This window comes from Nisaea sp. (genome assembly GCF_039990255.1).
In the GTDB taxonomy this organism is placed as follows: Bacteria; Pseudomonadota; Alphaproteobacteria; order Thalassobaculales; family Thalassobaculaceae; genus Nisaea.
This window is the reverse complement of record NZ_JBDXGG010000018.1, coordinates 1,073,626-1,086,514: the sequence shown is the minus strand read 5'-3', so window position 1 is coordinate 1,086,514 and position 12,889 is coordinate 1,073,626. Positions and strand designations below refer to the sequence as shown.

Below are 12,889 nucleotides of genomic sequence, written 5' to 3'. Positions count from 1 at the left end.
AATGACCGCGCGGCGTGTCCTGTCGGCCGAAATCAGCCACGAGACCAACACGTTCAGCGTGCTCCGGACCGGTATGGATGCCTATCTGCGTCGGCAATGCTATTTCGGCGACGAGATTGCCGCGCATATGTCCGGCACCGCAACGGAAATTGCGGCGCATATCGACGCCGCGCGGACCTATGGCTGGGAGCTAATCCCGACCGTCGCAGCCCATGCGACACCAAGCGGCATGACCACAGCGGAGGCCTGGGAGGAGCTTTGCAGCGTTGTTCTGGCCGGTCTCGACACGGGACCGGTCGACGGGATCATGCTCGCCCTGCACGGCGCCATGGTGACCGAGAGCACCCAGGATGCAGAAGGCGACCTATTGAAGCGGTTGCGTGACCGTCTCGGTAATAATGTCCCGATTGCCGTGACGCTCGATCTGCATGCGAACGTGACGGACCGCATGGCCACGCTTGCCGACATTCTGGTTCCCTACCGGACATATCCGCATATCGATCAGTATGAAGTCGCGACGGAGGCGGCTTCGCTGCTCCAGCGGGCGATGGAAAAGGACATCAAGCCGGTTACCATTGTTGCCAGGCGGCCGACGCTTGATGGCCTCAACCACGGCCGCACGCAGGAGGGTCCGATGGTGGAGCTGCTGGCACGGGCCGCGGAGATCAAAGCGGCCGATCCATCCGTTCTTGAAATTGGCCTCTGTGCAGGTTTCGCCTGGTCAGACATCGCCGAGACCGGCCCTTCCGTTAGCGTCACGACGAACGGCAACGCCGCAAAGGGCCGGCAAATTGCTCAGAGTCTGATGCAGTTCGTCTGGAACACACGCGCAATCAATACTGTCCCCCTGCTCTCCTTGTCTGACGTTGCTATCAGTATGAAGCAAGGTCAGACCGGCAACGGGCCGCTCGTCATTGGCGATACCACGGACAATCCCGGTGGCGGCGGTTATGGGGATGGCGTGCGCCTGCTGGAAACACTTATCCGGAACGGCGTCGAGAACGCGGCGATGGCAGCCATCTGCGACCCGTCCGTTGCCGAACACGCTCATGCCGAGGGCATTGGTGCGCGCATCGCAATCTCCCTTGGAGCCAAGATCGCCCCCGGGACCTACGGCCCGCCGATTGAGACAGACGCCACTGTTATAGCCCTCAGCCAAACCGGGGCGTTTGTCTGCGACGGTCCCATGTGGGCCAACATGGAAGTACGTCTCGGCCGCTCTGCCTTGCTGGATATATCAGGGGTGAAGACTGTCATCGCCAGCAGCAACCTTCAGATCACCGACCAGCAGGCTTTCAAACTTTTCGGGATCGATCCGGCTGCACTCGATGTGATCGCCGTCAAGTCTTCCCATCATTTCAGGGCAGCTTTCCAACCGATTGCCTGCGATGTCGTATTGGTGGATAGCGGTTGTCTCGTGTCTCAGAATTACGACAGCTTTAACTATAAGAATCTTCGACGGCCTATTTGGCCGTTAGACAAAAATTTGAAATGAAAGAATCATCCTCAAGCATTATTTTCCTTAAATTTTAATCAATTATGCCCCTGGTTGATTTTGCAAACTCTTCGGTGAATTTTTTCCTTATTTTTCCAATGCCTTATGAAATATTGAGATTCCGATGCCGGTTAACGGGCTGAAAATTAAGCATTCGTTAATTTTTCGCCGACATAAGAACGCTTGGGAACGACCGGCTCTTGGTTAATGCAACCAAGGTCACCCGATTCAGCAATATTGATCCTTGGAGAATTCTTTCTATGCTCAAGAAATTCATCGTCGCCGCAGCAATGCTTTTCACCGCAGTGACCGGTGCAAACGCGGCGGATTTCGGCACGGAAGCTGAAGCCAAAGCGATGGCTGATAAAGCGGCCGCACATATGAAATCCGCAGGATTCGATCCCGCCATTAAGGATTTCATGGCGCCTGGCGGCGCATGGCACGACCGCGACCTCTATGTTTTTGTCTTCGATCTCTCTGGCAAGACAATCGCGCACGGCGCCAAAGCGTCTCTCGTTGGCCGTGACCTGTCCGGCCTGCGCGATGTCGATGGCAAGCTGTTTGTTCAGGAAATGACAAAAATTTCCAGCGATGGCTGGGTCGATTACAAGTGGCAGAACCCAACCACAAAAGCAGTGGAGCCGAAGACGTCTTACATCATCCGGGTAGCGGATCACATTGTCGGTGTGGGCGCTTACAAGCGCTAATTGCTTTGTTAAGAAGCCGGGAGCGAACAACGTCGCTCCCGGCTCAGAGATCTGTTGGGGACCGGGATCGCCTAAAATGCTTAAGAACTTACCGATAATTCAGAAAACACTTATTGCGCCGGGCATCGCGTGCGTGATGATTCTAGTCATCGCCACTGTGTTCTTTTTGTCCTCTCAAGAAACAGGCGACCTTAGGCTCCAGGCGGCGCGCGCAGGGGAACAAGTTCTTCAGACAAAAGACCTGCGCGTACAGGTGAACGCCGGTCACGCCACCCTGTTCCGCGCTCTAAGCTGGCAACAAGCCGGAGTTGCAGCAGCGGACGTAGAGAAGGCGGCGAAGGAAGCAGTCGTAATCTTCAACGAGGTCGACTCGCTCATTGGAGAAATCGCTGCAAACGCGCACGCCAACGACCTGGATGCCGTAAACACACTAAGGGAAAGCTACGGAGAATATCAAAAAGCCGCGACTGAAACGCTTGATACCGTAGCCGTTGACGCATTCCTCGCCTCAATGCTGATGACAGATGCCCATGTCCGTCTGCTCGACGTTTCCGGCAAGATCGAAGAACTATCACGTGACATTGTTCAGCTTGCAAAAAATTTGCAGGATCAGGCCGATGCAGCTCAGAATATTGCTGAGCTGCAGGTAATGGGTGTTGTTGTCGTCTCATTCATTCTTTCTCTTACCGTCAGCATCTTTACTGGCCGTGCCATCACAACACCGATCAGCCGCATTACAGCGGTCATCAAGCAAATCGCGGCAGGTAACAGCCGCACAAAGATCACGGACCAGGACCGCAAAGACGAGGTCGGCGCCATCGCTAACGCGCTTGATGTCATGAAGGAAGGGCTGATCGAGCGCGAGGAAATGCGCGCGCGACAGGAAGGTGAAGAGCGGGAACGATCGGAGCGCGGCCACAGGATTGAAGAGGCAATCGCTCGTTTCGAAAGCCTGATAGGCCAGTCCATGACCGAACTCAATGACATGGCATCAACACTGAACCAGACCGCCAATGCGATGACTGATGCCGCCGGGGAAACCAATGTCCAGTCGGATCAGGTGTCATCAGCAGCATCCCTCGCCTCGACCAATGTGAATACAGTCGCTGCCGCAACCGAAGAGCTCTCCGCATCAATCGGAGAAATTACCAGCAAGGTCTCGGATGCCTCCCAGATCAGCGCTTCTGCTGTGACAGAGAGCGAGAACACCAATGAACAGATGCAAGCCCTGGCCCAATCCGCCGAAAAAATCGGTGAAATCGTTACCTTGATCCGCGATATAGCTGAACAGACGAATTTGCTCGCACTGAACGCCACAATTGAGGCTGCGCGTGCCGGTGATGCAGGCAAGGGATTTGCTGTGGTCGCGAGCGAGGTCAAGAGCCTGGCCAACCAGTCCGCCCAGGCGACCGAAGAGATTTCCACGCAGGTTCAGGAAATACAGCAGTCCAGCACGGCAGCCGTCGAGGCGATCAATCGCGTCACAAGCCTCATATCGACACTGTCTGAATCCTCAACAATGATCGCCGGCGCGGTCGAGGAACAATCTGCCGCGACATCCGAGATTTCACGTAATGTCCAGGATGCAGCGTCAGGGACGGACGAGGTCACGAACAGCATTGCTCTTGTGAACCAGGCGACGGTGAAAACCAGCTCGGCAGCAACAGATGTAACCGGCACAGCATCGCGCATGAATGACTCTGTCAGTGCTCTACGCAGCCAGGTCGATGCATTCCTTTCAGAAGTCCGCTCCGCCTGAATTGAGAGAAACATCCACTCATATGAAAACGACCGGACAAATGCCCGGTCATTTTTTTTACGCCTCTTTGGTCTCGACCGGCCCGTCCGCTTTGAGCCACTCGCCGAGACCGCCTTCGAGATGGGCCACTGGCGTAAGCCCCATATCCTGCGCTGTCTTGGCTGACAGCGCCGAGCGCCAGCTCGCAGCGCAATAAAACACGAAGGTTTTGTCCTCGCCGAAGAAGTCCTTGTAATAAGGGCTCGCCGGGTCGATCCAGAATTCCAGCATGCCGCGCGGGACGTGTCGCGCCCCCGGAATGCGGCCGGACTTGGCGATCTCGCGCACATCACGGACATCAATGAACGTCACGTCGTCATTTCCGACCATTGTCTTCGCATCCTCTACGGACACGATGCGGACCTGCTCGTTGGCCTCGGCCACCATGGAGTCGACTGTTTTGATGGTTTTCTCGGCCATTGAGGCCCTCCCTCAGTATTATGTTTCTGGGAAGAGCCTAGTGTGCGCGGCGCGCAAACGGAATGGCCTTTCGGGAACCGGACTGATGCTCCAGTTCCCGCCGGAAGATTGCTAGAGGTCAGCCTTCGGCAGCGACCTTGCGGGCGTGCTTCTTGCGCTCGTGAATATCGAGATAGCGCTTGCGCAGCCGGATGTGATTCGGTGTCACCTCGACCAGCTCGTCATCGCCAATATAGGAGATCGCCTTTTCCAGGGTCATCCGGATCGGTGGAGTGAGAACGATAGAATCGTCCTTGCCCGATGCCCGGAAGTTGGTGAGCTGCTTGGACTTCAGCGGGTTAACGTCAAGATCGTTACCCCGGCTGTTCTCTCCGATCACCATACCCGGATAGATATCCTCACCGCCGCCGATCATCAGCGGGCCGCGCTCTTCCAGGTTAAACAGCGCATAAGCCGCTGCCTTGCCCTTCTCCAGGCTGATCAACACACCGTTACGGCGCGCCGGTATCGGCCCCTTGTAAGGGCCGAAGGAGTCGAACACCCGGTTCATGATGCCGGTACCGCGGGTATCGGTCATGAATTCGCCATGATAGCCGATCAGGCCGCGCGACGGGCAGCGGAAGGTCACACGCTGCTTGCCGCCACCGGACGGACGCATGTCCATCAGCTCAGCCTTGCGCTGCTGCATCTTCTCCACGACGGCGCCGGAGAATTCCTCGTCCACGTCGATGACGACTTCCTCGATCGGTTCCAGACGCTGTCCGGTCTGCGGATCGGCCTGGAACAGCACCCGGGGACGGCTGATCGACAGCTCGAAGCCTTCTCGGCGCATCTGCTCGATGAGCACGGCAAGCTGCAATTCACCGCGACCGGAAACCTCGTAGGCATCCTTATCGGCCGTTTCGGAGACACGGATGGCAACGTTGCCTTCCGCTTCCTTCTGCAGCCGGTCCCAGATCACCCGGCTCGTAACCTTGTCACCATCCTGACCACCGAGCGGGCTGTCATTGACGGAGAAGGTCACGGCGATGGTTGAGGGGTCGATCGGCTGCGCAACGATCGGCTCGGTCACTTCCGGCACACAGATCGTGTCGGCGACTGTTGATTTAGAAAGCCCGGCAAGCGCCACGATGTCACCGGCCACAGCTTCTTCCAACGGCACACGCTCCAGACCACGATAGGCGAGGATCTTGGTGATCCGGCCCTGCTCCAGAATCTTGCCGTCGCGGGACAGCGCCTTCACGGTCAGGTTCGGCTTCACCGTGCCGGTCTCGATACGGCCTGTCAGCAGACGGCCGAGATAGGGATCGGCCTCGACCGTAGTCGCCAGCATCTTGAAAGGCGCGTCCTTTTCGACGTCTGGTGCCGGAACATGCTTCAGGATGAGTTCGAACAGCGGCGTCATGTCGGTGCCGACTTCTTCCGGTGTCTCACTCGCCCAGCCGGCCTTGCCGGAGGCGAACAGCGACGGGAAGTCGAGCTGATCTTCATTCGCCTCAAGCGCGGAGAACAGGTCGAACATCTCATCCTGCACTTCGTAGGCGCGCTGTTCCGGCTTATCGACCTTGTTGACCACGACCATCGGGCGCAGGCCAAGCTTCAGGGCCTTTGCGAGCACGAATTTGGTTTGCGGCATCGGCCCTTCGGCCGCGTCCACCAGAACGACAACGCCGTCCACCATGGACAGGATACGCTCAACCTCACCACCGAAATCCGCGTGGCCCGGTGTATCGACGATATTGATACGGGTGCCGCCGAATTCGACCGAGGTACATTTGGCGAGAATGGTAATACCGCGCTCACGCTCGATATCATTGCTATCCATCGCCCGTTCCTCGACCTGCTGGTTCTCGCGGAACGTACCGGTCTGTTTCAGGAGCACGTCGACAAGCGTCGTCTTGCCGTGGTCAACGTGGGCGATGATGGCGATGTTTCTCAGTTCCATGGAACGACTCCGAACAGGTCCGCCGCGCGCCGCTATTACGGCGCGGTGCCAGGCGTGCAAATCTGCGTTGATTTAGCCCAGGGCGGTTCAGGCCCGGCAGTGTCAAAATGACTCGGCGCTAACATACTTATATTGCAGCGCGAAACAAGGGCTGGATTGCATGGCTGCATCCCACTTGAAGCCCCGCTTGTGCTGACTCTTGGCATTGCCCTTCGATGTGATGCCGCCCTGTCTTGCCAGCAACCCGATAAACGGGAACAATAAGAGAACAAAAAAAAGAGGGAGTGAGCATGGCCGCATCGAGAGAACTCGCGGACTTCATCACCGACATGCTGGAGCCGTTAGGCGATATCCATGCTCACCACATGTTCGGTGGCTATGGCATCAAATACGGCGAGGTAAATTTCGCCCTGTTGCTGGGGGACCTGCCCTATTTCCGCGTAGACGACGGGAATCGCCCTGCATTCGAGGAACGTGGCAGCGAGCCGTTTCGCTACAATACAAAGAAAGGCGAGGTCACGGTCGGCAGTTACTGGGAGGTTCCGACAGACATAATGGAGGACCCAGAGTTGTTTTTAGATTGGGCCCGCGCGGCCATCGACGCGGCCCTCAAGGCACATAAACCTAAGAAAAAACGAAAATATAATTAACAAAAAAATCCAAGACACCCATCCAGACGCTTGCGTTTAAGGATTATTTAATACAAATTAATATCCATTAAATAAACGTCCAGACGATAAAAAGAAACATCTATGGTTCCCGAATCAGACCGGATCGAATTCGATTCTGGCGACGTCATCTGTGAGCATGATGATCCGTCGGACTATGTCATGTACGTCCTCAGTGGCGAGATAGCGATGGAGCACAGCCCAGGTCTCTATATCGAGCTGGACGGAAAGGTCACGACCTTCAAGCGCGGCGCTCTGCTCGGTGAGAGTTCTGCCATTCTGAAGCGCCCCTATGCCAGCACCCTTGTCGGCTTCTCCAAAGGCGCCTACGCCCGCGTGCGCGCAGACCGCATCCGTGCTGATATCGCAAAATGCGCGAAACTGCCCAAGATGATCATCCTCAATCAGGCCCATAAGCTCGATCAGGCCTACAGCTTCATCATGAAGAACTACAAGAATGCCAGCCGCAGTCAGGTCAAAGAAGTCTTCGAACCTAACCACAGCCTTGGCGATTTTTTCGAGGAAGGCGTCGCGAAGTAAGACAAATGACGGCTACCCCGTCAGCGCCACCCGACCTTCCAACGGATAAGCCGGATCATTGTAGCCCGGCGTGGACGGGTGACCTTCCGGGACCAGACCGTTGATCAACGCCTCATCCTCTTCGGTAAACTCGTATTCCAGCGCCTTTGCGTAGGATTTCCACTGCTCCATCGTGCGGGGACCTGCGATGGAGCCGGTGATGAGGCCGTTGTTCAGCACCCAACCGACCGCAAGGTCGATGATGCTTGCACCCTTGGCTTCCGCATGGGCCTTGATCTTCTCCGCAATCACCAGGCTTTCCTCGCGCCATTCGGTCTGCATCATGCGGGTGTCGGCGCGGGCGGCGCGCGTGCCTTCGGCGGGTTCGGCACCCGGCTTGTATTTGCCGGAGAGCACCCCACGGGCGAGCGGGCTGTAAGGGAAGACGCCAAGGCCGTAATAGTCGCAAGCCGCCAGATGCTCGATCTCCGGCATCCGGTTCATTGCGTTGTAATAAGGCTGGCTGACGACCGGACGGTCGATCCCCGCCGCATCGCACAGATTGCAAATCTCCGCCACCCGCCATGAGCGGTGATTGGAGACGCCGAAATGCCGGATCATGCCAGCATGGACCAGGTCCGCCATGGCATTCACGGTCTCTTCAAGAGGCGTCGAATGGTCTTCCTTATGCAGGTAGTAGATGTCTATATATTCGGTATCGAGCCGTTCCAGCGATTCCTCGCAGGCCTGCAACACCCATTTCCGCGACAAGCCACGCGCGTTCGGATCGCCCTCGCGCATCGAATTTCCGAGTTTGGTCGCCAGCACCCAGTAATCCCGCTCGGCGGCGATCCCCTTGCCGACCACACGCTCGGAATTCCCTTTGTAATAGGCATCGGCGGTATCAATGAAGTTGACCCCTAAATCCCGCGCTTCGGCAATGATCTCATGAGAATCGGCCTCGCTTGTCGGCCCGCCGAACATCATGGTGCCGAGGCACAGTTTCGAGACCTTCAGTCCCGAGCGCCCGAGATTGCGGTATTCCATGGTTTCTTCCCCAATAGTTTGCCGCCCGGTTGCGTCAGGTGCGGTTCTGGAATGACAGAATAGCCGGGATTAGCGACGACCGCACTTGAGGATCGTGAACTCTCCATGCTCTGATGCAGTCCAATGAAAAAACCGGCACCGGGAGGACCTTCAATGACCGGACTGAGCGACACGGCACGGGAAAAGCTTGCGCATGTCAGCACCGCGACCCTGACAACGCAGCTTCTGAAGCGCGGCTTGCGCAATCAGTGCCTTCAGGGCGTCAGCCGCCTGACGGCACATGACCGCAACATGGTCGGCGAGGCCTTCACCCTGCGGAACATCCCGGCGCGCGAGGATATCGACCAGATCAGCGCTTATGACGATTACGATCACCCGCAGCGCAAGGCCATAGAGACCATACCAGCCGGCAAGATCCTGGTGGTGGATTGCCGTCAGGACGCCAGCGCTGCCTCCGCCGGCAACATCCTGATGACCCGCCTGCAGGTGCGCGGCGTTGCAGGGTTCGTCTCCGACGGCGGCATCCGCGATTCCTACGAGATCGCGGAATACGACATTCCCTGCTATGTCGGCGGCCCCTCCGCCCCAACCAGCCTGATCAAGCACCATGCAGTGGCCGAGTTGAACACCCCCATCGCCTGCGGCGGCGTCGCTGTTTATCCGGACGACGTGCTGGTCGGTGACGCGGAAGGTCTTGTGGTTCTGCCCGCCCATCTAGCCGAAGAGATCGCCGAACAGTCTTACGATCAGGAGAAGATGGAAGTTTTCATTGCCGAGGAAGTCGCGAGCGGCAAGCCTTTGCGCGGGACCTATCCGCCAGACGATGCAACCAAGGCGCGCTATGTGGAATGGCAGAAGAAGCGGGACGCCGAAGCGTGAGCACTACCGAGACCGATAACGAAGCACTGATCGCGGTCTACGATCGCGACGCGCGGCGCTTCCGGACGGAGTGGTCCGCAGGCTCGGAATCAGCTACCCACAGCGATAAATTCATCACCTTCCACACCCCGTTCCTTCCCCCGGCGGGAAGCCATGCGCTGGATATCGGCGCCGGTTACGGGGCCCATGTAAACGGCCTTGAATCCCGGGGGCTGGAAGTGGTCGCGGTCGAGCCCGCCGCCGGCATGCGCGCGGAGGCCAAGACGCTCTATCCAGACTCCCGGGCGACCTGGCTCGATGACCGCCTGCCCAACCTCGCAAAGGTCCATGCGCTTGGCCGACAGTTTGATTTCATGCTGATGAACTCGGTGTGGATGCATCTGCCGCACGACCAGCGGGATCAAGGCATGGAGTGCCTCGCCACGCTGCTCGCGCCTGGTGGCCGTTTCTCCGTGCTGCTGAGACACGGACCGGCACCGGCGGACCGGCCAATGCTCGAGTCAGACGCAGATCCCTTCCTGGCCCTCGCCGAAGCGCAGGGGCTTTCCCTTATTCATCGCGAACAAAACGGCGACGAGCTGGAACGCGACAGCGTTTCATTCACCCGCCTTATTCTTAAGAAATTAGGTTAATTCAATGACATACGAAACCTTGCTCTTCTCGATCGAAGACAACATCGCCCGCATCACACTGAACCGGCCTGAGCGGATCAACGCCATCACGGCGGTCATGCACGAGGAGTTGCGCGACGTCTTCACGCGCTTGGAAAAACCGGCCTCCGCCCGCTGCGTGATCATGACCGGCGCCGGTCGCGGCTTCTGCTCCGGGCAGGATCTCGCAGACAGGAAAGTAAACAGTCCGGACGAGCGGCGCGATCTCAGCCAGTCTATTCAGCAGAACTACAACCCGCTGGTCAAACGCATGGCCGCGCTGCCGATGCCGATCATCTCGGCGGTCAATGGCGTTGCAGCCGGTGCCGGCGCGAGCCTGGCTCTGGCCGCCGACATCGTGCTGGCTGGCCACAACACAAAGTTCGTGCAGGCCTTCGTCAATATCGGTCTGGTGCCGGATGCAGGCGGAACCTACGTACTGCCGCGCCGGGTCGGGCTCGCCCGGGCCCTTGGCATGACACTGATCGGCGCGCCCGTGACAGGCAAACAGGCGGCCGACTGGGGCCTGATCTGGTCATCAGTCGAGGATGACTCCCTGCTTAAAGAAGCCGAGGCGCTGGCACAAACACTGGCAGCGAAGGCTCCAATCGCACTCGCCAGCATCAAGAAGATCATGCGCGCCTCACTCGATAACGGGATGGCAGAACAGCTCGATATGGAAGCGGAATTCCAGCGTCAGTGCGGCTATACGGACGACTACCAGGAAGGCATCGCCGGTTTCCTAGAGAAACGCGCGCCAAATTTTCAGGGAAAATAGACCGGAGCATCCCAATGAGCGTTGTCATCTATCACAACCCGCGCTGCTCAAAATCACGGCAGACGTTGGAGTTACTTCGAAATAAAGGAGTCAAGCCGGAGATCCGGGAGTATCTGAAATCCCCACCGAGTGTTTCGGAGTTAGAGGAAGTGCTCGGTCTTCTGGGCATAGAGCCGCTGGATTTAATGAGACGCAAGGAAGCAGCATTCAAGGACCTCGGGCTCGGAGACGGCTCAAAGGACCGTGCAATGCTTCTTCAGGCCATGCATGAAACCCCGGTTCTTATCGAGCGCCCCATCGTCCTAGCCAACGGTAAGGCAGCCATCGGCCGCCCGCCGGAAGACGTTCTCAAAGTCCTCTAGGCGACGAGGTCAATAGACCTGGCCGGAGACCGAGTTCCGCAACATGAGGGAACGGGTTTTCTATCCTCAAACGCGGAACTGGTCTTCTTCGTTCAGTATCTCGCTCTCGGTAGGATCACGCTCAATTCAAAACGCGAATGAGCTCTCCTGCGTGCCAGGCTTTGATGTCTTCAACCATCTCGCCGTAGAATAGCTTGTAGGTTTCCTCGGTCACGTAACCCATATGCGGCGTGAGCAGAATATTATCGAGCGTCCGGATAGGATGATCCGCAGGAAGCGGTTCCGGTTCGAAGACGTCAACGGCAGCGCCAGCGATCCGGTTGTTCTTCAGCGCCTCGATCAATGCATCCTCGTCAACGATCGGGCCGCGCGCTGTGTTCACCAGCAGCGCTGTCGGTTTCATCTCCGCCAAAGCGGCGGCATCAATCAGGCCTCTGGAACGATCGCTGAGCACGACATGGATCGAGACAATATCAGCCTGTCGCAGAAGGTCTTCCTTACTATCCGCTTTGCGTACGCCAACTTCCGCACACCGTTCCTCGGTCAGATTCGGCGACCAGGCGACGACATCCATACCGAAAACCTTTGCAACACCAGATACCTGGCTGCCAAGTTTGCCGAGGCCGATGACACCTAGCGTCCGCCCCATCAAATCGACGCCGATCCGGGTTTGCCATTTGCCTTCCCGCATCATCCGATCGTCATGCGCGACCTGCCGTGCCAATGCCATGAGCATGGCCCAGGTGTGTTCCTTCGTCGTATTCCCGCTGGTCGCCGTGCCGCACACCGGAATGCCGCAGGCACGGGCCGCCGGAAAATCGACCGCGTTGTTCCGCATGCCGCTGGTCACGAACAGTTTCAGGTTGGGCAGACGCTGGAAAATCTCGGCCGGAAACGGCGTGCGCTCCCGCATGGCACAGACGATCTCAAAGTCCTTCAAACGGTCGACCAGCGCGTCGTGCTCTACCAGATTATCGGTAAAGACGACCGTCTCGTACCCCTCCGGCAGGCTTCCCCAATCCGCCATGCGCAGAGAAACATTCGCATAGTCGTCCAGAATCGCAATCTTCGGCATTTCCTCACCTGTCACTTTAGTTTATTTTTATAACAATTTGTTTTACGGACATTTTTTATCCGGTTCACATAGTTTCTATTCGTCCTCTTGCTTAAGATCGAGCGACGCCGAATTGATGCAGTAGCGCAAACCGGTCGGCTGCGGCCCATCCGGGAACACATGTCCGAGATGGGCTTCGCACTTCGCGCAATGCACTTCGGTCCGAACCATGAAGTGGCTCCGATCGGTGGTGCTCTCGATATTTGCCCCGTCGATCGGCTGATAGAAACTCGGCCAGCCGCAGCCAGCATCGAATTTCGTCTCACTTTCAAAAAGCGGCTCTCCGCAACAGACGCAGGTATAGGTCCCCGGATCCGTGGTGTCAGCGTACTTACCCGTGAAAGGGCGTTCCGTCGCATGTTTGCGAGTCACCTGAAACTGCTCGTCTGTGAGCTGCTCCCGCCACTCGGCGTCACTCTTCACGACCTTATCCATCATGCCCTCCGATCCCCTTGTCAGGGCTGAAATTGTGCCCATGCGCGGTTCAGGCAAGTCACCTTTCCGCAA

At 57.6% G+C, this 12,889-nt stretch carries 14 protein-coding genes; 9 read left to right on the top strand and 5 right to left on the bottom strand.

From position 1 onward, the window contains the following. Nucleotide 1 precedes the first annotated feature (1 nt). The 3 genes from ABJ076_RS15340 (at nt 2) to ABJ076_RS15330 (ending at nt 3,961) form a co-directional block, all read left to right on the top strand. A complete protein-coding gene (locus tag ABJ076_RS15340) occupies nt 2-1,495 on the top strand; it encodes a M81 family metallopeptidase (protein ID WP_348184863.1) in 1,494 nt (497 codons plus the stop codon). Between the two features lie 260 nt (nt 1,496-1,755). Continuing rightward, the gene (locus ABJ076_RS15335; protein WP_348184861.1) at nt 1,756-2,202 is read left to right on the top strand and encodes a cache domain-containing protein; all 447 of its coding nucleotides are present in this window, start codon (nt 1,756-1,758) and stop codon (nt 2,200-2,202) included. A 76-nt stretch (nt 2,203-2,278) separates the two neighbouring features. Further along, complete coding sequence (locus ABJ076_RS15330; RefSeq protein WP_348184859.1) at nt 2,279-3,961, top strand: methyl-accepting chemotaxis protein; 1,683 nt, start codon at nt 2,279-2,281, stop codon at nt 3,959-3,961. Nucleotides 3,962-4,018: 57 nt separating this feature from the next. Here ABJ076_RS15330 and ABJ076_RS15325 read toward each other — a convergent pair whose 3' ends face one another. Both ABJ076_RS15325 and typA read right to left on the bottom strand, forming a co-directional pair. Next, a complete protein-coding gene (locus ABJ076_RS15325; RefSeq protein ID WP_348184858.1) occupies nt 4,019-4,420 on the bottom strand; it encodes a rhodanese-like domain-containing protein in 402 nt (133 codons plus the stop codon). Between the two features lie 118 nt (nt 4,421-4,538). Then, on the bottom strand, nt 4,539-6,365 hold the full coding sequence (gene typA, locus ABJ076_RS15320; RefSeq protein ID WP_348184856.1) for a translational GTPase TypA: 1,827 nt from the start codon (nt 6,363-6,365) through the stop codon (nt 4,539-4,541). A 290-nt stretch (nt 6,366-6,655) separates the two neighbouring features. On the opposite strand from typA, the gene ABJ076_RS15315 reads away from it, so the two are divergent. Continuing rightward, the gene (locus ABJ076_RS15315) at nt 6,656-7,015 is read left to right on the top strand and encodes a TfoX/Sxy family protein (RefSeq protein ID WP_348184854.1); all 360 of its coding nucleotides are present in this window, start codon (nt 6,656-6,658) and stop codon (nt 7,013-7,015) included. Between the two features lie 102 nt (nt 7,016-7,117). Then, complete coding sequence (locus ABJ076_RS15310; protein WP_348184852.1) at nt 7,118-7,573, top strand: cyclic nucleotide-binding domain-containing protein; 456 nt, start codon at nt 7,118-7,120, stop codon at nt 7,571-7,573. Nucleotides 7,574-7,585: 12 nt separating this feature from the next. Here ABJ076_RS15310 and ABJ076_RS15305 read toward each other — a convergent pair whose 3' ends face one another. Further along, complete coding sequence (locus ABJ076_RS15305; protein ID WP_348184850.1) at nt 7,586-8,599, bottom strand: aldo/keto reductase; 1,014 nt, start codon at nt 8,597-8,599, stop codon at nt 7,586-7,588. A 153-nt stretch (nt 8,600-8,752) separates the two neighbouring features. On the opposite strand from ABJ076_RS15305, the gene ABJ076_RS15300 reads away from it, so the two are divergent. Genes ABJ076_RS15300 through arsC form a run of 4 tightly spaced genes read left to right on the top strand, consistent with a single transcriptional unit; the run spans nt 8,753 to nt 11,268 of the window. After that, on the top strand, nt 8,753-9,478 hold the full coding sequence (locus ABJ076_RS15300) for a ribonuclease activity regulator RraA (protein WP_348184848.1): 726 nt from the start codon (nt 8,753-8,755) through the stop codon (nt 9,476-9,478). Continuing rightward, nucleotides 9,475-10,110 (top strand): class I SAM-dependent methyltransferase, encoded by a 636-nt coding sequence (locus ABJ076_RS15295; protein ID WP_348184846.1) that lies wholly within the window; start codon nt 9,475-9,477, stop codon nt 10,108-10,110. Before ABJ076_RS15300 ends, ABJ076_RS15295 begins: the two co-directional genes overlap by 4 nt. Before the next feature lie 4 nt (nt 10,111-10,114). Continuing rightward, nucleotides 10,115-10,906 carry an enoyl-CoA hydratase-related protein gene (locus ABJ076_RS15290; RefSeq protein ID WP_348184844.1) on the top strand — a complete coding sequence of 264 codons (792 nt, stop codon included), beginning with the start codon at nt 10,115-10,117 and terminating at the stop codon, nt 10,904-10,906. A 14-nt stretch (nt 10,907-10,920) separates the two neighbouring features. After that, a complete protein-coding gene (gene arsC / locus ABJ076_RS15285; RefSeq protein WP_348184843.1) occupies nt 10,921-11,268 on the top strand; it encodes an arsenate reductase (glutaredoxin) in 348 nt (115 codons plus the stop codon). Nucleotides 11,269-11,389: 121 nt separating this feature from the next. Here arsC and ABJ076_RS15280 read toward each other — a convergent pair whose 3' ends face one another. Further along, complete coding sequence (locus ABJ076_RS15280) at nt 11,390-12,343, bottom strand: D-2-hydroxyacid dehydrogenase family protein (RefSeq protein ID WP_348184841.1); 954 nt, start codon at nt 12,341-12,343, stop codon at nt 11,390-11,392. 75 nt (nt 12,344-12,418) lie between these two features. Continuing rightward, a complete protein-coding gene (msrB, locus tag ABJ076_RS15275) occupies nt 12,419-12,817 on the bottom strand; it encodes a peptide-methionine (R)-S-oxide reductase MsrB (protein ID WP_348185910.1) in 399 nt (132 codons plus the stop codon). Nucleotides 12,818-12,889: the final 72 nt, after the last annotated feature.